The 18,816-nt window shown below is 66.0% G+C and carries 19 protein-coding genes and 1 tRNA gene; 10 read left to right on the forward strand and 10 right to left on the reverse strand.

Annotated features, from left to right (window positions below):
- Positions 1 to 19: 19 nt before the first annotated feature.
- Entirely contained in the window at positions 20 to 2,203 is a 2,184-nt protein-coding gene (locus RUU78_RS20500; protein WP_313919536.1) for a di-heme oxidoredictase family protein, read from the reverse strand.
- A 331-nt stretch (positions 2,204 to 2,534) separates the two neighbouring features.
- Between RUU78_RS20500 and RUU78_RS20505 the strand changes: the two genes are divergently transcribed.
- Positions 2,535 to 3,230, forward strand: coding sequence for an alpha/beta fold hydrolase (locus RUU78_RS20505; protein WP_313919537.1), 696 nt, complete (start codon positions 2,535 to 2,537; stop codon positions 3,228 to 3,230).
- 230 nt (positions 3,231 to 3,460) lie between these two features.
- A complete protein-coding gene (locus RUU78_RS20510; protein ID WP_313919538.1) occupies positions 3,461 to 4,162 on the forward strand; it encodes a histidine phosphatase family protein in 702 nt (233 codons plus the stop codon).
- A 200-nt stretch (positions 4,163 to 4,362) separates the two neighbouring features.
- On the opposite strand, the gene RUU78_RS20515 is transcribed toward RUU78_RS20510, so the two are convergent.
- Positions 4,363 to 4,584, reverse strand: a complete 222-nt coding sequence (locus RUU78_RS20515) for a hypothetical protein (RefSeq protein ID WP_313919539.1) — start codon at positions 4,582 to 4,584, stop codon at positions 4,363 to 4,365.
- 343 nt (positions 4,585 to 4,927) lie between these two features.
- On the opposite strand from RUU78_RS20515, the gene RUU78_RS20520 reads away from it, so the two are divergent.
- From RUU78_RS20520 to RUU78_RS20530, 3 genes are all read left to right on the forward strand, one after another.
- Positions 4,928 to 5,338 (forward strand): VOC family protein, encoded by a 411-nt coding sequence (locus tag RUU78_RS20520; protein WP_313919540.1) that lies wholly within the window; start codon positions 4,928 to 4,930, stop codon positions 5,336 to 5,338.
- A 267-nt stretch (positions 5,339 to 5,605) separates the two neighbouring features.
- Entirely contained in the window at positions 5,606 to 6,166 is a 561-nt protein-coding gene (locus tag RUU78_RS20525; protein WP_313919541.1) for a sigma-70 family RNA polymerase sigma factor, read from the forward strand.
- A complete protein-coding gene (locus RUU78_RS20530; RefSeq protein WP_313919542.1) occupies positions 6,156 to 6,650 on the forward strand; it encodes a hypothetical protein in 495 nt (164 codons plus the stop codon). Before RUU78_RS20525 ends, RUU78_RS20530 begins: the two co-directional genes overlap by 11 nt.
- An 84-nt stretch (positions 6,651 to 6,734) precedes the next feature.
- Here the strand turns inward: RUU78_RS20530 and RUU78_RS20535 are convergent, their stop codons facing one another.
- Complete coding sequence (locus RUU78_RS20535; protein ID WP_313919543.1) at positions 6,735 to 7,778, reverse strand: NAD(P)-dependent alcohol dehydrogenase; 1,044 nt, start codon at positions 7,776 to 7,778, stop codon at positions 6,735 to 6,737.
- 225 nt (positions 7,779 to 8,003) lie between these two features.
- On the opposite strand from RUU78_RS20535, the gene RUU78_RS20540 reads away from it, so the two are divergent.
- Positions 8,004 to 8,513, forward strand: coding sequence for a DUF1993 domain-containing protein (locus tag RUU78_RS20540; RefSeq protein ID WP_313919544.1), 510 nt, complete (start codon positions 8,004 to 8,006; stop codon positions 8,511 to 8,513).
- Positions 8,514 to 8,813: 300 nt separating this feature from the next.
- On the opposite strand, the gene RUU78_RS20545 is transcribed toward RUU78_RS20540, so the two are convergent.
- From RUU78_RS20545 to rplM, 4 genes are all read right to left on the reverse strand, one after another.
- Positions 8,814 to 9,623, reverse strand: a complete 810-nt coding sequence (locus RUU78_RS20545) for a hypothetical protein (protein WP_313919545.1) — start codon at positions 9,621 to 9,623, stop codon at positions 8,814 to 8,816.
- A 189-nt stretch (positions 9,624 to 9,812) separates the two neighbouring features.
- A tRNA-Gln gene (locus RUU78_RS20550) sits at positions 9,813 to 9,886 on the reverse strand.
- A gap of 72 nt (positions 9,887 to 9,958) precedes the next feature.
- Positions 9,959 to 10,351, reverse strand: a complete 393-nt coding sequence (gene rpsI, locus RUU78_RS20555) for a 30S ribosomal protein S9 (RefSeq protein WP_313919546.1) — start codon at positions 10,349 to 10,351, stop codon at positions 9,959 to 9,961.
- Positions 10,352 to 10,371: 20 nt separating this feature from the next.
- Positions 10,372 to 10,800: a 50S ribosomal protein L13 gene (gene rplM / locus RUU78_RS20560; RefSeq protein WP_313919547.1), complete on the reverse strand. Its 429-nt coding sequence runs from the start codon at positions 10,798 to 10,800 to the stop codon at positions 10,372 to 10,374.
- A gap of 152 nt (positions 10,801 to 10,952) precedes the next feature.
- Here rplM and RUU78_RS20565 point away from each other — a divergent pair, with 152 nt between their 5' ends.
- Both RUU78_RS20565 and coq7 read left to right on the forward strand, forming a co-directional pair.
- A complete protein-coding gene (locus tag RUU78_RS20565; RefSeq protein WP_313919548.1) occupies positions 10,953 to 12,227 on the forward strand; it encodes a (Fe-S)-binding protein in 1,275 nt (424 codons plus the stop codon).
- A 27-nt stretch (positions 12,228 to 12,254) separates the two neighbouring features.
- Positions 12,255 to 12,905 (forward strand): 2-polyprenyl-3-methyl-6-methoxy-1,4-benzoquinone monooxygenase, encoded by a 651-nt coding sequence (gene coq7, locus RUU78_RS20570; RefSeq protein WP_313919549.1) that lies wholly within the window; start codon positions 12,255 to 12,257, stop codon positions 12,903 to 12,905.
- 17 nt (positions 12,906 to 12,922) lie between these two features.
- On the opposite strand, the gene RUU78_RS20575 is transcribed toward coq7, so the two are convergent.
- Both RUU78_RS20575 and speD read right to left on the reverse strand, forming a co-directional pair.
- The gene (locus tag RUU78_RS20575) at positions 12,923 to 15,478 is read right to left on the reverse strand and encodes a S8 family serine peptidase (RefSeq protein WP_313919550.1); all 2,556 of its coding nucleotides are present in this window, start codon (positions 15,476 to 15,478) and stop codon (positions 12,923 to 12,925) included.
- Between the two features lie 224 nt (positions 15,479 to 15,702).
- On the reverse strand, positions 15,703 to 16,494 hold the full coding sequence (gene speD, locus RUU78_RS20580) for an adenosylmethionine decarboxylase (RefSeq protein WP_313919551.1): 792 nt from the start codon (positions 16,492 to 16,494) through the stop codon (positions 15,703 to 15,705).
- A 299-nt stretch (positions 16,495 to 16,793) separates the two neighbouring features.
- Here speD and crp point away from each other — a divergent pair, with 299 nt between their 5' ends.
- Positions 16,794 to 17,432 carry a cAMP-activated global transcriptional regulator CRP gene (gene crp / locus RUU78_RS20585; protein WP_313919554.1) on the forward strand — a complete coding sequence of 213 codons (639 nt, stop codon included), beginning with the start codon at positions 16,794 to 16,796 and terminating at the stop codon, positions 17,430 to 17,432.
- An 82-nt stretch (positions 17,433 to 17,514) separates the two neighbouring features.
- Complete coding sequence (locus RUU78_RS20590) at positions 17,515 to 18,174, forward strand: haloacid dehalogenase-like hydrolase (protein WP_313919552.1); 660 nt, start codon at positions 17,515 to 17,517, stop codon at positions 18,172 to 18,174.
- A gap of 9 nt (positions 18,175 to 18,183) precedes the next feature.
- Here the strand turns inward: RUU78_RS20590 and trpC are convergent.
- Positions 18,184 to 18,816, reverse strand: a 633-nt coding sequence (gene trpC / locus RUU78_RS20595) for an indole-3-glycerol phosphate synthase TrpC (RefSeq protein WP_313919553.1), incomplete at its 5' end; no start/stop codon positions are given.

The following is an 18,816-nucleotide window of genomic DNA, read 5'->3' on the forward strand; positions in this document are numbered from 1 at the left end:
ATTCCGGCCGCGTAGCGCGCTACAGCGAATCGAGGAAGGCCACGAGCGCTGCACGACTGCTGACGGGCAGATTGCGGAACGCCTCGCGACTCGCCGCCGCTTCGCCGCCATGCCACAGGATCGCTTCGGGCAGGTCGCGCGCGCGGCCGTCATGCAGCAGCCGGCCATGACCGTTGACCGCCTGCCGCAGTCCGATCCCCCATAACGGCGGCGTGCGCCATTCGCGATTGAGCGCCGCGGAAGGGCTGAGCGTATCGGCGAGGCCTTCACCCATGTCGTGCAGCAGCAGATCCGTGTACGCATGGACGGGCTGGCCGCGCAGCTCCGCGAGCGGATGGCGATAGCCGCTCTGCAGGCTCGCGACATGGCAGCCGCCGCAGCCGAGCTGCTGGAACACGGTTTCACCCGACGTCACCTGCGGCAGATTCACCGTGTCGGGCCGTCGCGAGGGCGCACCGGTCATCTGCACATAGGTCGTGATCAGGGCAAGGTCGCTGTCGCTCAGGGTGGCGGCGGACTGCGCCTGCTGTGCGCACGCGGTCTGCGATGGTGCGCAGTCGAGCTGCGGCAGCAGCGAGGTCTTCACACCAATCTCGTTGCGCAGCGCGGTCGCGGCGAACTGGCGCAAACTCGCCTTGTCCGCCTTCCAACCGAAGCGGCCGACATGCGGCAGGCCGCCAGACGCCGGCACCAGGGCAACACGGCCGGAGATGCCGTCGGCATCCAGATCATCGGGATCGTGCCGCTGCAGCAGGGTTTCCTCGTCCACCGCCTCGAGCAGGCCGAGGCCGGCGATGGTCTGCGGCATGCGCGCCGAACGGAACGCGAGGCTGACACCCGGCACGTCCTGCAGCTGGAACGCCGACGCAAAGATGCGGTCGTCGCCGCCGGAAAAGGCGTGTACCGGCCGCTGCAACACGAAAGCCTGGCCATCACCGTAGCTGCCGGATTCATCGCTGAAAGTCATCCTCGGCGCCGGTTCCGGCGGCACGCCGGGATTGAGCGAACGCGGTTGCAGCGTGCTCCCGAACTGGGGATGCGGCAACGGCACGCCATTCGCATCGAGCGCGCCCGAGGAAACCTTCATGACCATCGCCTGCAGCGGCTGTCCCGGCGCGGGCGCGCTGCCACGGCCGTTGTGCACATGGCAGGCAATGCATGACTCCTGCACGGTCAGTCCGTTCGCCAGGCCACTGATGCCGGTATGCGCCGGATTGCCCGGTTCGAAGTGCGCGCCGGTCTTGAAAGAACTGTGGAACAGCCGCCGGCCCGTGAGGAAATCGTTGTGCGTAGGCCAGCGGATGTTCAGTGCCTCGCGGAAGAACGTCGTGTAGTCGGTCGTGCCGCTGTCGACGACGTAGGTGTTGTAGTTGCCGAGACCGTCGAGGATCGGGTGGGTGACGACCTGATTGGCGTCGTTGCGATACGTCAGCAGGTTGCCCTGCTGCGACACCACGTCGGCTGGCGCAACGGTATCGCCAGCGCGCACGAACGGCGCGGTCGCCGCACCGCCGGCACTCAGGCGCGTATTCAGTGCTTCGTCGCCTTCGATGTAAAGCCCGGGCGAGCCGATGCGGAAACGATAGGTGTCGGTGTAATAGACCGTCTGCCCCTGCACGACCGGATCGCCCTGGAAAAGGCCGAGAAACTGCTGGAACTCCACTTCCATCCAGTCGCCGACGCGCAGCACGCCGTCGCTGCCGGTATGCGCGTTGCGCGTGATGCGGCAGACCCACTTCTGGCCGCTGCCGTCCGGATTGGCCACCGCGACCGGTGTCGGATTGAAGGTGGCGTTGTTGTTGAACGCAGCACGGTAGGGATTGCCGTAGGCCGAGCGGCACTCGGGTTGGCGCCAGTGAGCGTACTGCGGCGAGTAGAAGATCTCGATCGAATTGCCGCCGGCGGCAACGTGATCGTGGATTTCGAAACCGAAGGTCCGGTGCTCGTGGTAGCGCACGGGAAAGGTATAGAAAATATTCTCTGACTCGTGGCGCGAACGCGCGCGCCCGCTGCCAAAGGTCACGATCGTGCCGTCGGGTTCGACCCGCCAGTTCACGGATTGCGCGGGCGTATACGTGGTCGTAAACAGCGGCGCATAGGCCGGCGCCGCGCCGGAGACCGCTGGGCCATCGGCGAGTACGCCGACCGAAAGCAGCAACAGGCCGGCCGCGTTGGCGGACAGCACGATCTTCTGATGATTCACGCCATCGCTCCGTCATCACGAGTCAACCAGCATTCCGGCGCGCTTCCCCACGAAGACGCGCGCAGCGGCGACAGGGGGTCGACGATAGCCGGCCGATGCGTCGTGCACGCGGCATCACGCGTGAACGGACCGATACGGCCGACGATGCGCAGGCGACCCACGGCGGTATCGACTTAGGTCGAAGCCGAGCCTGTGACCGCCATCACAGGTGGCGCGACAGCGTGCGCAGGGCGCGCGGGTCGCGCGGCCACCACAGCCCCTGTACTTTGGTACAGATCCACTCCACGGCACCGGAGGACTACGCTGCGACCCACCGTGGGGAGGGTTCGTCATGCATCAGCTCATCCGTAGCGCAACGGTCATCGCTTTGTCATTCGCTGCGCTGCAGGCGCAATCCGCCTGTGTCGACAGCGCCGTGCTCGTGCACGGCAACAGCGGTTCGCCCGAAGACTTCGACAACACCTACGTGGAACTTCGCGCCCGCGGCTACACCGACGCGCAGATCTTCCTGCCGGACTGGGGCAGCAAGATCTGCCCGGCCTGCAACGATCACAGCGGCAGCGAGGAGACGCCCGTCGCGAACGCCCTGAACAATGCGATCGCGTCGTCCTGCACGGGCAGGATCGATGTGATCGGGCATTCGATGGGCGTGACGCTTGCCGCGCGCGAGATCCTCAAGCTCAATCTGGCGGCCAAGGTTGAGAGCTTCGTCGGCATCGCCGGTGCGTACCGCGGCTTGTGGAGCTGCGGCATGTATCCATTCAACGTGCCCACGTCGACCTGCGGCAGCAACGGACTGGCCGTATCCAGTCCGCTGCTCAACGGCATCTACGCCAGGCGCCTGGCCGCCCGTGAATATTCGATCAAGTCGTACATCGACGAAATCGTCTGTTCGACCGGCACCTGCCTGGTCTACGGCGCCCATAGCTCGTCGATCGCCGGGGAGAACGCGAGCTATACCTACCCCTACTACCACTATCAGTTGCTCTGGTTCACGCCGGTCCTGCAGGCGGACCTGATCGACTGACCGGTCGGGTTTCGCGATCGTTTCACGCCGGCGCGAACGCGCTGCCGCGAGCTGCACGCTGCGCGCCCGCGTGGGCTTGCAGATTGCAGCCCGCGCGGCACGGCAACGCGACACGTGCGAGGAAATTCGCGCTGTCGCGTCATGGCATGGGAGTTGCTCTGCGCTGGCGACAGTCGCACAAACGTCCCCGTCGGCGGAGGAACCGCCGATCCGGCCTCACAGGAGCAGCAATGATCGCGTTGAATTCCACCACTACCCTGCTGGCCTGCCGTCACGGCCAAAGTCTCGGCAACACCGCGCGCGCCGACGCCGAAGCGCGCGGACTGGCCGATGTGGGGATCGCGCTGTCCGACGCGGAATTGCCGCTGACCGACCTGGGCCATGAGCAGGCTGCGCGGCTGGGCCACCAGATCACGTTGCTGCCGCCGTCGCAGCGGCCAACCCGCATCGTCTGCTCGCCGCATCGGCGTGCGCTGGAAACCGCCGACGGCGTCATCCGCTACGGCTTCGCCAATTGCCGCATTGCGTTCACGCTGGACGCCCGTCTGGCGCCGAAGTCATTCGGCGTGCTCGAAGGACTGACGCGCACCGGTGTGGCCGAACGCTATCCGCAACTGGCCGCGCAACGTGAACGCGTCGGCCGCTTCCATTTCCGGCCGCCCGGCGGCGAATCGCGCTGCGATGTCGTCATGCGCGTGCACCGGCTTCTCGCTGATCTGATCGGGCGTTCCGCCGGCGAGCGCGTGCTACTCGTGACGCACCAGATCGTGATCAACGCACTGGACTACCTGCTCCATGCCGGTCGCGACGATGCGCTCGCAAGCGACGCGGACGGCTGGGTGCCCAATGCCCGCCTCTACGGGTTCGCCCTTGGCGCGAATGCCGGCCCGATCGCCGAACCGGTCAACACGGACTCCGCGGTTGCGGCCTAGCCGAAAGACGCAACGGACGCGCAGCGTCCGGCGCACCCAGTGCGCGGCCATGACGCAAATGCAACATATCCACACTGAAGCAGGAAGGATTCCGGCGCGCTGCCGCTTATCCATGCAGGGTCGGCAATGCGAACACGAGCCCCGTGTTTCACGATACATGCGCCCCGACCGGTCGCCGGGCCGTTGTGGACGGCGGATCGCTATTCCTGCGCGACGAAAGTGACCGGAGATCCGAACAGCCGCAGTCCCTTTCCGGCGTCATCGCGGAACACCAGCTGCCATTGCGCGAACCAGTGTGCGTCGAGCACGTCGGCGTAGGTCAGTCCCGGCGGCTTCCAACTCGTCAGATGGAAATCGTCCGGCGCTTCGCTCCAGCGGTCCACACCGCCGAGCCCGCAGAGTACCGACCCGGACTCCGACACCCCGACGCATCCGACCGGATTGACGAGCGGCGAGTCCGCAGCTATCGGCTCGTATACCGCGGTCGTGCACGAGGCGTCACGTTCGTGCGTGCGTTATCTGGTCAACTTCCGGTAGCGGAACCGGCGCGGCGATACCTGGATGACATCGTCGGCAGCGAGTCCTCTCGCAACGCCGCCGCGACGCGGACGAATTGTCGCCGTGTCGATTCGGGCCACGCTCGCTCGACGCATTCACCGGGCGAGCGCAGAACCCGTCACCCGGACGGCAATCCCGCACGCCCGACCGGCAAGATCCGTCCCACCACGCCGGACCGGTCGCGACGAACCCATCACCCGCAGGAGCATGCCCATGACAACCCAGATCTTCCTCAACGTCGCGGTCAAGGATCTCGACAAGTCCGTGGCCTTCTTCACCGAACTCGGCTACGGCTTCAACGCGGAATACACCGACGATGACGCCGCCTGCATGGTCATCGACAGCAACATCTTCGTGATGCTGCTGCGCGAGGCATTCTTCAGGACCTTCACCGACAAGCAGCTCTGCGACATGCGCACGCATGTGGAAGCGCTGACGGCGCTATCGGTCGACAGCCGGGAGAAGGTCGACGAACTCGTCGCCAAAGCCCTCGCCGCTGGCGGCAGCGCACCGCGCCCGCCGATCGACTACGGCTTCATGTACAGCCATGCGTTCGAAGACCTCGACGGTCATAGCTGGGAGCTGGTGCACATGACCGGAACGCCGTCGCAGAGCTGATCGCCGCGTTGCAGCGCCGGCACTCGGTGCCACTGTGGCGGCGCAATCACGTTGCGTCATCGAGAGGACCAACAGGTCGCGGGCAGGCTGCGCGGTCTTGACGCAACGGATTGCGCCGAGGTCGCAAGACACGCCCGACGGCGGCGAGGAAATCACCGCGACCGTGTCGGGACGCGGACAAGACAAGAGCAGTGCGCCACATTCGATCGCGTGAACCTTTGCGCGCCCTCCTCCGACTACCTCGGCCAGACGAAGGAGATGCCCCGCGTGAAGACCGATGCCGCAGCCCTTGCCCCCGATGACCAGTTGCTGGTCGTGCGTTGCCAGCTCGGCGAACGCGCCGCGTTCGACGCGCTGGTGCGGCGCTGGGCCGGCCCGTTGCACCGCTACGCGCGGCGCCTCGCCGACGACGCGGACGTGGCGCGCGATCTGACCCAGGAAGTCTGGCTGCGCGCGATCCAGAGCCTCGGACGGCTGCGCGATGCGGCGCAGTTCCGCGCCTGGTTGTTCGGCATCGCCCATCGCGTGGCCATGGACCGGCTGCGCTCGCGCTACGCGATGCCGCTGGATACGTCCGATGTGCTCGACACGATCGCGGCCGAGACGGACGGCGACGACGCCGACATCACGCAACTCCTGGGCGGCCTGTCGCTGCTGCCGCTGGCCGAACGCGAAGTGCTGACCTTGTTCTACCTCGAAGAACTGCCGCTCACCGAGATCGCGAGCGCGCTCGCGATTCCGCCGGGGACGGTGAAATCGCGCCTGTTCCGGGCGCGCCATCTGCTACGCCAACGACTCACTGCCCCGGAGAACCGCCATGTCCGTTGATCCTGCTACCGCTGCCCTCGAACTCGAACTGCAACGCCTGACCGCGGGCGCACTGTCGCCGCTCGCGCGCTACGGCCATGTCGCGTTGCTGCTCGCCGCGACGCTGATGTCCGTGCTGCTGGCCGCCCTGCTCGCGACCGAACCGGCGCTGCCGGGACGCACCCAGACAGCGCTGGCCGTGCTGTTGGCGATTGGTGTCAGTTGGATCGCCTATGCAACCTGGGTGCTGCGCCAACGGCGGCCGTTGCTCGGACATCATCGCATCGTCGCCGGACGTATGGCCGTGGTCTTCACGGGCGTGTTCTTCGCCGGTGCGCTGGCGCTCGGTGCGAGCACCGGCAGCGCGACCTACCATGCAGCGGCCAGCGTTGGCGCGAGCCTGCTCGTACTCGCCTTCGGCACGTTGATGCAGGCGCATTGGCGCGTCGCTGCGCTGCAACGGCAGCGGCGCGAACTGCAGCGGCAGATCGGTCCTGCGGCGTAGCAGTCGGAAAAACGATCGGGTCGTCGCAGGACGGGACCGCCGCCGGACCACGCGCGGTGCGCGAGCCGGCGGCAGCCGTTCGGATCAGTCCAGCGTCGCCATGTCGATGACGAAGCGATAGCGCACATCGCTCTTCGCGATGCGCTCGTACGCTTCGTTGACCTGGTTCATGGCGATGGTCTCGATATCGGCGACGATGCCGTTCGCGCCGCAGAAATCGAGCATCTCCTGGGTTTCCTTGATCGAACCGATCATCGAACCGGCCAGCGAACGGCGATGCGGAATCACGGCGAAGGCATGCACCGGCACGGGCTGCTCGGGCGCACCGACGACGACGAAGGTGCCGCCGATCCCGAGCAGGCCGAGGTAGGCGTTCCAGTCGATCGGCGAAGACACCGTGCAGATGATCAGATCGAAGGTTCCGGCCAGCGTCGCGAACGTCGCCGAATCATTGGTTGCGTAGTAGTGCGTGGCGCCGAGGCGCAGCCCGTCGTCTCTTTTCGACAGCGTCTGGCTCAGCACCGTAACCTCGGCGCCCATCGCATGCGCGAGCTTTACGCCCATGTGGCCAAGGCCGCCCATGCCGACGATGGCGACCTTCTTGCCTGGCCCCGCATTCCAGTGACGCAGCGGCGAGTACAGCGTGATACCAGCACACAGCAGCGGCGCGGCCGCGTCCAGCGGCAGGTTGGCCGGGATCGAGAGCACATAGCCCTCCTTGACCACGATGGAATCGGAATAGCCGCCGTAGGTCGGCGTGCTGCTGCCCGGCTCGAAGCTGCTATAGGTCAGAACGAGGCCGGGCATGTACTGCTCGCGATCGACGTCGCGCTGCGCGCAGGTCGTGCACGAGTCGACGAAGCAGCCGACACCGACGTGGTCGCCGGGCTTGAATTTCGTGACCTTCGCGCCGACCGCGGTCACCACGCCGGCGATCTCGTGGCCCGGCACCAGCGGAAACACGCTGTTGCCCCAGCCGTTGTCGACCATGTGGATGTCGGAATGACAGATGCCGCAGTAGCGGATCGCGATGACGACATCGTCGTCATTCGGCTCGCGCCGCTGGAACGTGAACGGCGCGAGCGCCGCCTTGGCCTCGGATGCCGCGTAGCCTTTTGCACTAGCCATGACGTGTTCCTTGCAGGTCGGATCGGGCCAGCATCATCGCCTCGTGCGCGCGCGAGGCGATATCGCGTTACTGCGGCCTTCTTGCCTGATCCTGCACGGATGGGGTGAAGCGGTCCTCACCAGGCGGCGCGCCGATCGGTGCGCATCGTTGCGATCCGGCCAGTGCGCTGTCATCGTTGCCGACCAACCGTCTCGCCGCCGCCCGATCCAACGCCAGGAACTCCCATGACCGTATCCCTCTACACCGCCTCCGTCCCCGTGTTCCAGCAGATGCTCGGCAGCCTCGCCGATCTGCTCGCCAAGTCACAGACCCATGCCACCGAGAAGAAGATCGAACCAGCCGCGCTGCTGCAGAGCCGCCTGTTTCCGGACATGTTCCCGCTGATTCGCCAAGTGCAGATCGCCTGCGATTTCGCCCGCGGCGTCTCGGCGCGGCTGGCCGACATCGAGGTACCGAAGTACGACGACAAGGAAACGTCCTTCGAGGAACTACAGACCCTGATTTCGCAAACCCAGACCTTTATCGCAGGCATCGCGCCCGCCCAGTTCGACGGCGGCGAAGAACGCGAAATCGTCACCCGCCCCGGCACGCCGAAAGAAAAACGCTTCAGCGGCAGCAGCTATCTCCTCAGCTACGGCCTGCCGCAGTTCTTCTTCCACGTCACCACCGCCTACGCGTTGCTGCGGCACAACGGCGTGGAAATCGGCAAGCGTGACTACATGGGTTTGAAGTAGGCCGGCACACGAATTCGCCTCAGGCGTTCCCGTAGCCCGCGGCAACGCCGCGGGCATGGTCCATGGCTCATAGATGCGGCCACCGAAACGTAGCGGCTCTTCTGAACAGTAAGACTCCTACAGAAACAGAAACTCAGCGAAGTGCAGATCGCCGTGATCTTGAAGGATGCCGAGGCGGGAGTCGCCGTGGCGAAGATCGTTCGCAAGCACCGCATGAGCGCGGCGACGTAATGCGGGTGGTGTCCGAAGCGCATCGCAGGAACCCCCATCACCATGGACCTGAGCTGAGGCCTCGTCGCTTCAGCCCGATAGTTTGCCCGGAGTGGAAGCGTTGGGCGGCGCACCGCCGTTCATCCACTGGGTCAGCCGGGCAATCTGGCAATGCGTGATGTCGAGGAATTGCGGCTCCATGCCACGTTGAACCTTGGCTGCAACTTCGCGCTTTTCCAGATCCAGTTCCTTCATCGCTTCGCCGGTTCCGCCCGCGTCATGAAGAAGGATGGCGGTGTAGATGCTCCGACACGCGCTGCGCGGGCCGTTGGCGTCGAATTTTCCGGGAAATGTTTCCAGGTTCAACATCGTGTGTGCGAGTGCTGCCGGCACCTCAAACAATGGCACAAGGCGTGGCAGATGCCTGTCGAGAAAGCGTCCCAGTTCATCCGCACAGGCTGCCGCCTCTTCGCTGAGAACCTTGCTCCAACCCGGAACGGGCCACGGGGTATCTCGCGGCTCGTGCCATGCCCGGATCAGCCAACGCAGCCCGATAGCGAGAATCCTCGCAGGCCCCGGCTCAGGTTCTACCGTATTGCCTGGCATCAGGTTGAAACACTCCCACAGTCGGAGCTCACTCCAGACTCGCGCTTGGCGTTCGGAGACCACAAACAGCGTCGGCATGAATCCGAAATAGCCCGATGGCAGTCGTGCGTCATCCGCCATCAACGACAGCTCCAGCTCATAGCCCTCAAACAGCGCCAGGCGCCATCGGGCCACGTCGGTCTCAGGGCCTGACTCCAGCCCGTTCCACAGGAAACCAAGGTCTTTGATTCTTTCTGACAAATGCGCAAAGAAGGGGTGGTCCGCCCGGCCATCCCAGAATTTCGTTTTTCTCATCGCTGCTTCATCGTCATTGCTTAACCTGTCTGCAATTGCATGACCCCGCGTTCGACCGCGATCTGGGAGCGCTGTGAGAACCCGACAAGTACGCGTCCAAGATCACTCTTGGCAGGGCCAGGCACGGATCAACGCAATTCAGGGGCGTGGAAAGCAAAAACCCCCGCATTTCTGCGAGGGCTCTTGGGGTGGCTGGGAGACTAGGATTCGAACCTAGATAAACGGAGTCAGAGTCCGTTGTCCTACCGTTAGACGATCTCCCATCAAATTGCCGCGGCGCGCGCTCTGACCGTGTGCGCGCTGCGTTCGGGACTTCCTGTCCCGTCGATGCGGGATTAGCGCTTCGAGAACTGGGTGGCGCGGCGGGCTTTGTGCAGGCCGACCTTCTTGCGTTCCACTTCGCGTGCGTCGCGGGTCATGAAACCGGCTTTGCGCAGCGGGGACTTGAGGCTGTCGTCGTATTCGGTCAGTGCGCGCGAGATACCAAGACGGATGGCGCCGGCCTGGCCGGTGGTGCCGCCGCCTTCAACCGTCACGAGAATGTCGAACTTCTCGGTGAAGTTCAGCAGTTCCAGCGGCTGGCGCACGATCATGCGGGCGGTTTCGCGGCCGAAGAACGTGTCGAGGGTCTTGCCGTTCACCGTGATGTTGCCGGTGCCCGGGCGCAGGAACACGCGAGCGGCGGAAGTCTTGCGACGGCCGGTGCCGTAATTCTGTTGCAGTGCCATGTGCTCTATTCCTGCGGAAATCAGAGGTCCAGCGCCTGCGGCTGCTGGGCGGTGTGCGGATGATCGGCGCCGGCGTACACCTTGAGCTTGCGGTACATCGCGCGGCCCAGCGGGTTCTTCGGCAGCATGCCCTTGACGCCGAACTCGATGACGCGCTCCGGATGGGTAGCGAGCATGTCCTTGAGCGAGATCGACTTCAGGTTGCCGATGTAACCGGTGAAGCGGTGATAGAACTTGTCGTCCATCTTCGCGCCGGTCGCATGGATCTTTTCTGCGTTGACGACGACGATGTAATCGCCGGTGTCGACGTGTGGCGTGAAGATGGTCTTGTGCTTGCCGCGCAGACGCAGCGCGATTTCGGAGCACAGACGGCCCAGCGTCTTATTGGTAGCGTCGACGACGTACCAGTCGCGCTTTACTGTCTCAGCTTTCGCGCTGATCGTTTTCATGACAAGAAACCTTGTGCCAAAGGGGCAGGGAAAGGCGCGGGATGATAGCGGCACATGCCTGGGGCTGCAAGCCCTGGGCCGACGTGTGTCGTGCTGCGATCCGGCCTGGTCCGGCAGGTCGCCGGGGGGCGCGAATGCTAGCATGAACTGACATGTCCGCCATCCCCCCTGCACGTGCCGCGACCCTGGAACTCCTGAATCTCGCCGACCAGTGCGTCCAGTGCGGTCTGTGTCTCCCCGCCTGTCCGACCTACCGCGTGGGGCGCACGGAAGCCGAGTCGCCGCGCGGCCGCATCAGGCTCGCCAAGGCATTGGCCGCCGGCGAAATCGGCGCGCAGCCGTCCGCGCTGACGCATCTCGACCACTGCCTCGGCTGCCTGTCCTGTGAACGGGTCTGTCCCTCGGGCGTGCAGTACGGGCGCCTGATCGACCTGAGCCGGCGCGAGACGGCGCGGCCTCCCGATCGTCTGCAGCGCCTTATCTATGGACTGATCGCCCGGCCGCGCTGGATACACACGCTGGCGCGGTTCGGCGAAGCGCTGCGCCTGCCACGCTGGCTGGGCGCGGTGGCCCGGCGCCGTGGCAGGACGTCAGGGCTTGCACGCTGGATCGGCCAGTTGCCACGGCTGCCGGACCTGCACGGCTCGTCGGTACGGGCGGTTCCCGCTGCAAGCGAACGCGGCCGTGTCGGCCTGTTCCTCGGCTGCGTGGCCTCGGCATTCGATCGCGATACGCACGCGGCCGCACGACAACTGCTCGCGGCGCTGGGCTACGTTGTGATCGAGCCGCCGGGACAGGGCTGCTGTGGCGCGCTGCCGCGGCATGCCGGACATGTGAGCGTGTCCCAGCCCCTGGCCGCCGCGACGCGGCGCGCATTCGTCGAGGCCGCCGTCGATACGGTGCTGGTGTCGGCTTCGGGCTGCTACGGCGACATGCGGGATGTCGTGCTCGCGGACAGTGGCATCGTCGTGCGCGAGATCGGCGCGTTCCTCGCGGCTGATCCGCAATTGGCAACACTGACGTTCCGGCCCCTGCCGTTGACAGCGGCGCTACACCGGCCCTGCTCGCTGAACAGTGCGGCGGGCGCGGCAGCCGCGGCACGCACCCTGCTGGCCCATATTCCACAGTTACATATTGCGGAACTTCCCGAGCAGCCGGGCTGCTGCGGCGCAGGCGGAAGCCATTTCCTGCGCTATCCCGCGATCGCCGATCCGCTGCGCGATGAATGCCTGGACCAGGTGCAGGCGCGGCAGGCCGACCTGCTGCTGACCAGCAACATCGGCTGCCGCATCCACCTCGGCAACGGGCTGCGCGCCCGCGACCAGGCGATTGCGGTCATTCATCCCGTCACGCTGCTCGCACGACAGTTGAAAGCCGAGGGGGACACCCTCACCCCGCCCTTGTCGCGCCGTGTCACTGCGCACTGAATTCTTTCGACCCTGCAGGAATTGCCCATGTTCACGCGTCACTACAGCCGCATCGACCACGTTCTCGGGCAGATCGAACAAGCGCTCGGCACCGCGCTGGGCGCGCGCGCCGAGGCTGCGCGCGCGAACCCGGCCGGCGACTTGCCGGCTGCGGAACTCGACGAGACCGAACGCGCGCACGCCGCCGGACTCATGCGCATCAACCACACGGGCGAGGTCTGCGCCCAGGCGCTCTATGTCGGCCAGGCCGCAGTCGCCCGCGACGAGGCAACCCGCGCGATGCTGCTGGAAGCCGCGCAGGAGGAAACCGACCACCTGTCCTGGTGCCAGGATCGCCTCGAGGAACTCGGCAGCCGGCCCAGTCTCCTGAATCCGCTGTGGTACGCCGGCGCCTACGCCATGGGGCTCGCGGCCGGTCTGCGCGGCGACGGCTGGAATCTGGGTTTCGTGGTGGAAACGGAACGCCAGGTCGAGGCGCATCTCGACGAGCATCTGGAACACACCGGACTGCCGCCGCGGGATGCGCGCAGCCGCGCCATTGTCGCGGTCATGAAGGACGACGAGGCACGCCATGCGGAGCATGCGCTGGGCGCCGGCGCGCGCGCGCTGCCGCGCCCGATCCCGGATCTCATGCGCCTGGCGGCGGCGGCGATGAAAGCGGTGGTCTACCGGGTTTGAAGTGACACACGGTCACGCTACGGCAGGCACGCCTCGAAACCGCTGCGGAACAGGAGGTTGCTGTTCGCACTGATGGTGAACGTGTTGCTGTTGTCGCTGCTGCGCCCGGGCGCGCTGGCGGTCAGCCGCAGAGCGGAGCCCGGCGTATACAGCACCACATTGGCAAAGGTGGCAATACCGTTGACGACCGCGACGGGACCGCCGCCGCGGACCGGGCTGGCGGTGCAGGTGGGGCGCGTGAGTTGCACCTGCGTGGCGTTGTCACTGGTGACGAGGTTGCCGTTGTTGTCTTCGACACGCACGGTGATCACCGCCATCGTCGCACCGGCCTGCGTGGTCGACGGCTGCTGGGCAAACGCCAATGTCGTCGCCGCGCCCGTCGTGATGTTGAATGCGTTGCTGTTGATCGCCGGCAGCGCGCCGCCGCTCGTACGCAGGGCGTAGCCGCTGCCACCCAGATCGATGCGCAGGTTGTTCCACGTCGCCACTCCCTGAACCAGCGCGGCGGTGCCGCCGTTGCTGAGCACCGCGCTGCCGCCGTTCGGGTCGGTGCCGATCGCGATGCTGGTGCTGGCGAGCAAGCCGTTGGGCACGAGCAGGCCTTCGTCGTCGAGCACGCGTACCTTGACCGCCGGCGTGATAGCCGTATTGACCGCCGTGTTGCCCGGCTGCTGCAGGTAAGCCAGCGCGGTCTCGCGCTGGAAGCGCACGCGGCCATGGCCGTACTGGTAGTCGCGTCCGGCCGTGCCGAGATCGTTGCTGCCGGTCGCCGCCAGGCTGCGCAGCGGCGTCAGGATCAGCGTATCGAGTTGTGCCGCCGTGGTCGGCGTGCCGTTGCGCTGCATCAGCAGCGCCGCCATGCCGGCGACGTGCGGCGTCGACGCCGAGGTACCCGTGAAACTCGTCGCCGGAATCGGGTTGGTGCCGCCGACACCGTAGCTCACAGTGCTGACGTTGTCGTAGCTCGCGACGTCGGGCTTGAGGTTGGGATCGGTCGGGGCGCTCGTCGACGGCAGGCCGCCACCGGCAGCCAGCACCGGCCCTTCGGAGCTGAAGGCTTCCTGCGGGTTCGTGCCCGCCGTCGCCACGTTGATCGCTGCTACGCTGAGCACGTTCGGCGAATCGGCCGGAAAGCCCAGGCTGCGCGCGGTCACGCGCGTGTCCAGCGGGATATTCGTAAACACTTCCATATTTTCAAATGTCGTCGTGCCGGCGACGCGCACCACGGCGATGCCGAACACCGCGCTGTTGGCCGCGCAGCCGGACGTCGAACCGCTGGCCGTGAACGTGATCTGCTCCTGCGGTGTCTGGCCACTGCCGCCACCCTGGATCAGCGTGGACTGTGCGACGGGCAATGCCTCCCAGGTCGAGACGTTGGTGCGGCGGTACAGGTAAAGATCGTAGTTGCGGTTCGCCCCTGGCGAGACCCAGTTGTTCCAGTACAGGTCAACGGCGATGGTTTCGCCGGCGGGGATGCAGTATGCCGAGCCGCTGCCGTTGCCAAACACGTTGTAGACGGTGTTAGCGCCGGTGGTCCAGGTGTGGAAGCCGTTGCCGGTGGACGACGCGCGAAAGAGTCCGTCCCAATGCTGCTGCCGCTCGTTGCCGGCGGCGTTGACCACGAGCACGCCGCGATTGCGCGCCCAGCCGGCAGCCTCGGCGATGGAGCCCGGCAGCGCGCTGCCGTCGCCCTTGCCGTCGAGCGGCGCACCGAGCGACGCGGAGATGATCTGCGCACGCACCGTCCCGGCCGAGCCGCCGGAGTTGTTGAGGTTGGCCGCGTCGAGAATCGCGCGGCGCCAGTCGCCGACGGTATAGGTGTCGTAGACGCGGAAATTCGCGCCGGGGGCGACGTCGTAGGCGATTTCCGTCGTTGCGTTGCCGTGGCTGACGCCGAGGCAGCCGAAGGTGTTCGTCGCACATCCTGCGGGAGCAGGTGACGGCAGCGTCTTGTAGTTCTGGAAGACCACACGGCTGTCCGGCGGCCAGTTGTTGTTGGCCGCGAGCTGCAGGCTGTTGATCTCGCCGTTGGTATCGTCAAAGGCATCGATCACGGCGATGGTCACGCCACTGCCGGTCAGCGTCGGCGTATTCGCGTGCCACAGGTCGGCGCGGCCGGCGGCCACGCCTTCGCTGGTGCGGCTGCCGATCCGCGGCCGCACCAGGCGCGCCGGCACGATGCTGACCACATCGGCATCGCGGGCGAGATCAGGGAGCTGGTCGCGCGCAACGCGGGCTTCGACGCGATCGACGGCCAGCACGTTGCGCACTTCGGCCTTGGCGCGGCTCAGGGCCTGTTCGGCGCGCTGCAGGCCGGCATCGGCCGTGAAGCGCAGTTCGACCAGGACCTCATCGTCGGAAGCCAGTGTCCGTGGCAGTCCAGCCGCGTCGCCAGCGGCTGGGGCACGCAGCTGGGCGTGAATCTTGCGCGCGACGACGTCGTCCGTATCCGGCGGAATGGCGGGTGCGGCCTCGCCGACATCCGCCGGGGACTCGAGTCTGAGCAACGGGTAGGGAGCGGCATGTGCCGCGGCCCCGATCGCGAGCATCAACGCAGCACAAGGCGAACTCATGGACAGGCGGCGCAGCATGGAGGTAGGCACAGCGGGACGAGATGAGGCCATGCTATCAGCGCCGCCCGGACATGCCGGTGCTGCAGGTCACACGGCAGACTGTGCGATACCGCGGCACGCTCGTGGCCTGCCCAGTCGCCGAGCCCGTTTCGGCCGGGCGCACGAACAAAACCCCCGGCCATCGCTGGCCGGGGGTTCGCAGGTATCACGGTGACGAGCCAGACTCAGCCGAGATTGCGGCCGTGGAACAGTTCTTCGATCTCGTACTTGAGCTGCTGTTCGATACGCAGACGATCCTTGAACGAGAGGTCGGACGCGTTCGCTTCGAACAGGTACGTGTCGAGCAGGAACTCCTTCACATGCATCTTGGTGTGGAAGATGTTTTCCTGATAGACGTTGACGTCGATCATCTCGTAGCGCTGCTTGATGCCCTTGCTCAGGTAATCCTGTATCGAGTTGATCTTGTGGTCGATGTAGTGCTTCTTGCCCTTCACGTCACGCGTGAAGCCGCGCACGCGATAGTCCATCGTGACGATGTCGGACTCGAAGCTCTCGATCAGGTAGTTCAGTGCCTTCAGCGGCGAGATCACGCCGCAGGTGGCCACGTCGATGTCCGCGCGGAACGTCGCGATGCCGTTGTGCGGATGCGTTTCCGGGTAGGTATGGACGGTGATGTGGCTCTTGTCCATGTGCGCGACCACGGCGTCGGAGATGACGTCGCGGCCGGCGAGCTTCTTGTCGATGATCGGCTGCTCGGAAATCAGGATCGTGACCGAGGCGCCCTGGGGATCGTAGTCCTGGCGCGCGATATTGAGGATGTTCGCGCCGATGATGTCGGCCACGTCCGTGAGGATCTGGGTCAACCGGTCGGCGTCGTACTGCTCATCGATGTATTCGATGTAGCGATCACGCTGTTCCGGCGTCACCGCATAGCAGATGTCGTAGATGTTGAAGCTGAGCGCCTTGGTCAGGTTGTTGAAACCTTGGAGCTTCAGACGCGGGAGCGGTTTTACCACGGCGTAATACCTCGCACGGGCCGGGGTGGGGGAAAGGGCGCGGATTATGGACCATTCGGGTTGCGGATTACACCGCTGCCAACGTATTCGTTAAGCCACGCCGCTTTCGACTAAGATGCGCGCTTGCGCGGACGGACGTCTGGGGACCCGCCGCAATCGACGAGGCCAGGATCGGCCACACACACCAGTCGCGCCGGCATACTCGGCTCGCAGAGGAATTGGGGCATCCCGGCATGCAGAAAATCGCTGACTTTCGTTACAACCTGCAACAGGCCGTCAACAAAGTTCAAGCGCCTCCGATGCTGGTGCCGGATCGCGCGGCCATGGAACGGTTCCTGGGGCAGTGCCACCGGCGCCGTTACCCCAGCAAGACGGCCATCATCCGGCCCGGCGACTCCGCCAACATCCTGTACTACATCATCGACGGCTCGCTCACGGTCCTGACCGAAGACGAGGAAGGCCGCGAGCTGATCCTGGCCTACATCAACCGCGGCGAGTTCATCGGCGAGATGGGCCTGTTCGTGGAAACCCCGCGGCGCGAGGTCATGGTGCGTTCGCGCACGCCGGTGGAACTGGCGGAGATCAGCTACGAGCGCCTGTTCCACCTGTTCGAGACCAGCCTGGCCAGCGAATGCCCGAAGATCCTGTTCGCGATCGGCGCGCAGCTGTCCAACCGCCTGCTGCATACCTCGCGCAAGGTCAGCCGCCTGGCCTTCATGGACGTCACGAGCCGCGTCGCCAAGACGCTGATCGACCTGACCGAGGAACCGGACGCGATGACCCATCCCAAGGGCAGCCAGATCCGCATCTCGCGCCAGGAAATCAGTCGCATCGTGGGCTGCTCGCGCGAGATGGTCGGCCGTGTGCTCAAGCAGCTCGAGGAGCAGGGCATGATCACGGTCGCCGGCAAGACCATCGTGGTGCTCGGCACGCGCTGAGCATCGACAGGCCGTCACCTGCGCATCGTCTTTCCCGCACGCCTGCGCGGCGGGAAACGTTCGGACGCGTCCGCCGGATTCCATGAACGAACCCGAGACCATCGTCTTCGATTTCGACGGCGTGCTGCTGCGTGGCGACAGCTTCGCCGGCTACCTGCGCTGGCGCACGCGACAGAACCGCTGGCGCGTGCTCGCCGCCCTGCCCTTGCTGCCGCTGCTGCCGCTGCTGGGCCATCCACGCACGCTTCCGTGGACCGCCAAGCTGTTCACGCGCGCGCTGACGCTGGGCCTGGACCGCAGCCGCTTCGACGCGGAGATCGATACCTTCTGCGACGTATGGCTGGCGCGCGAAGGGCGCGTCATCGACGCTCTCGTCGTACGCCTGCGCGGCCACGTGGCCGCCGGCGCGCGCGTGCTCGTGGTCAGCGGCACGGCGCACTACCTGCTGGAGAGCCTGCTCAGACGCCTGTCCATCGACGGTGTCACCGCACTCGGCACGCAGGTCGAGTTCGGCCGGCTGGGTCTGCGCGCGCCGCGGCACAACTACGGCAAAGCCAAGCTGGCAACCTTGGCCGAGGTCGGCGTGCATGCGCCGTGGGCGATCAGCTACAGCGACAGCCTGGCCGACCTGCCGATACTCTCGGCAGCGCGCAATGCGGTACTGGTCGAGCCCAGCGCCGTGCACGAACGCGCGTTGCGCGCGACGCTCGGGGATACGGTGGAAGTCGTGCGCCTGCGCTGAGCTCGACGCTCAGGCGAACAGACGCAGCAGTTCCGTACCCGGGTCCGGTGCGCGCATGAAGACCTCGCCGACCAGGAACGCATGCACACCGTTGTCGCGCATCAGTGCCACGTCGCCCGCAGCGACGATGCCACTTTCGGTAACCAGCAGCTGTCCGGCCGGCACCCAGGCGCGCAGATCGAGCGTGGTCTGCAGCGACACCTCGAACGTGCGCAGGTTGCGGTTGTTGACCCCGATCAGCACCGGCACTGCCGCCGCGACCGCGAGCGCGCGCTGCATTTCCTCGGCGTCGTGCACTTCGACGAGCACGTCCATGCCGAGGTCGGTCGCGAGCGCCGCGAGTTCGACCAGGGCCGCGTCGCCGAGGGCGGCGACGATCAGCAGGATGCAGTCGGCTCCGAGCACCCGCGCCTCGTACACCTGGTAGGCATCGATCGTGAAGTCCTTGCGTAGCACCGGCAGCGCACAGGCCGCGCGCGCCTGCCGCAGGTAGTCGTCGCAGCCCTGGAAGAAATCCACGTCGGTCAATACCGACAGGCAGGCCGCATCGCCCGCCTCGTAGCTGCGCGCGATCGCGGCCGGATCGAAGTCGGCCCGGATCACGCCCTTGCTCGGGCTGGCCTTCTTGATCTCGGCGATCAC

This window comes from Tahibacter sp. (assembly GCF_032229445.1).
Taxonomy (GTDB): Bacteria; Pseudomonadota; Gammaproteobacteria; order Xanthomonadales; family Rhodanobacteraceae; genus Tahibacter.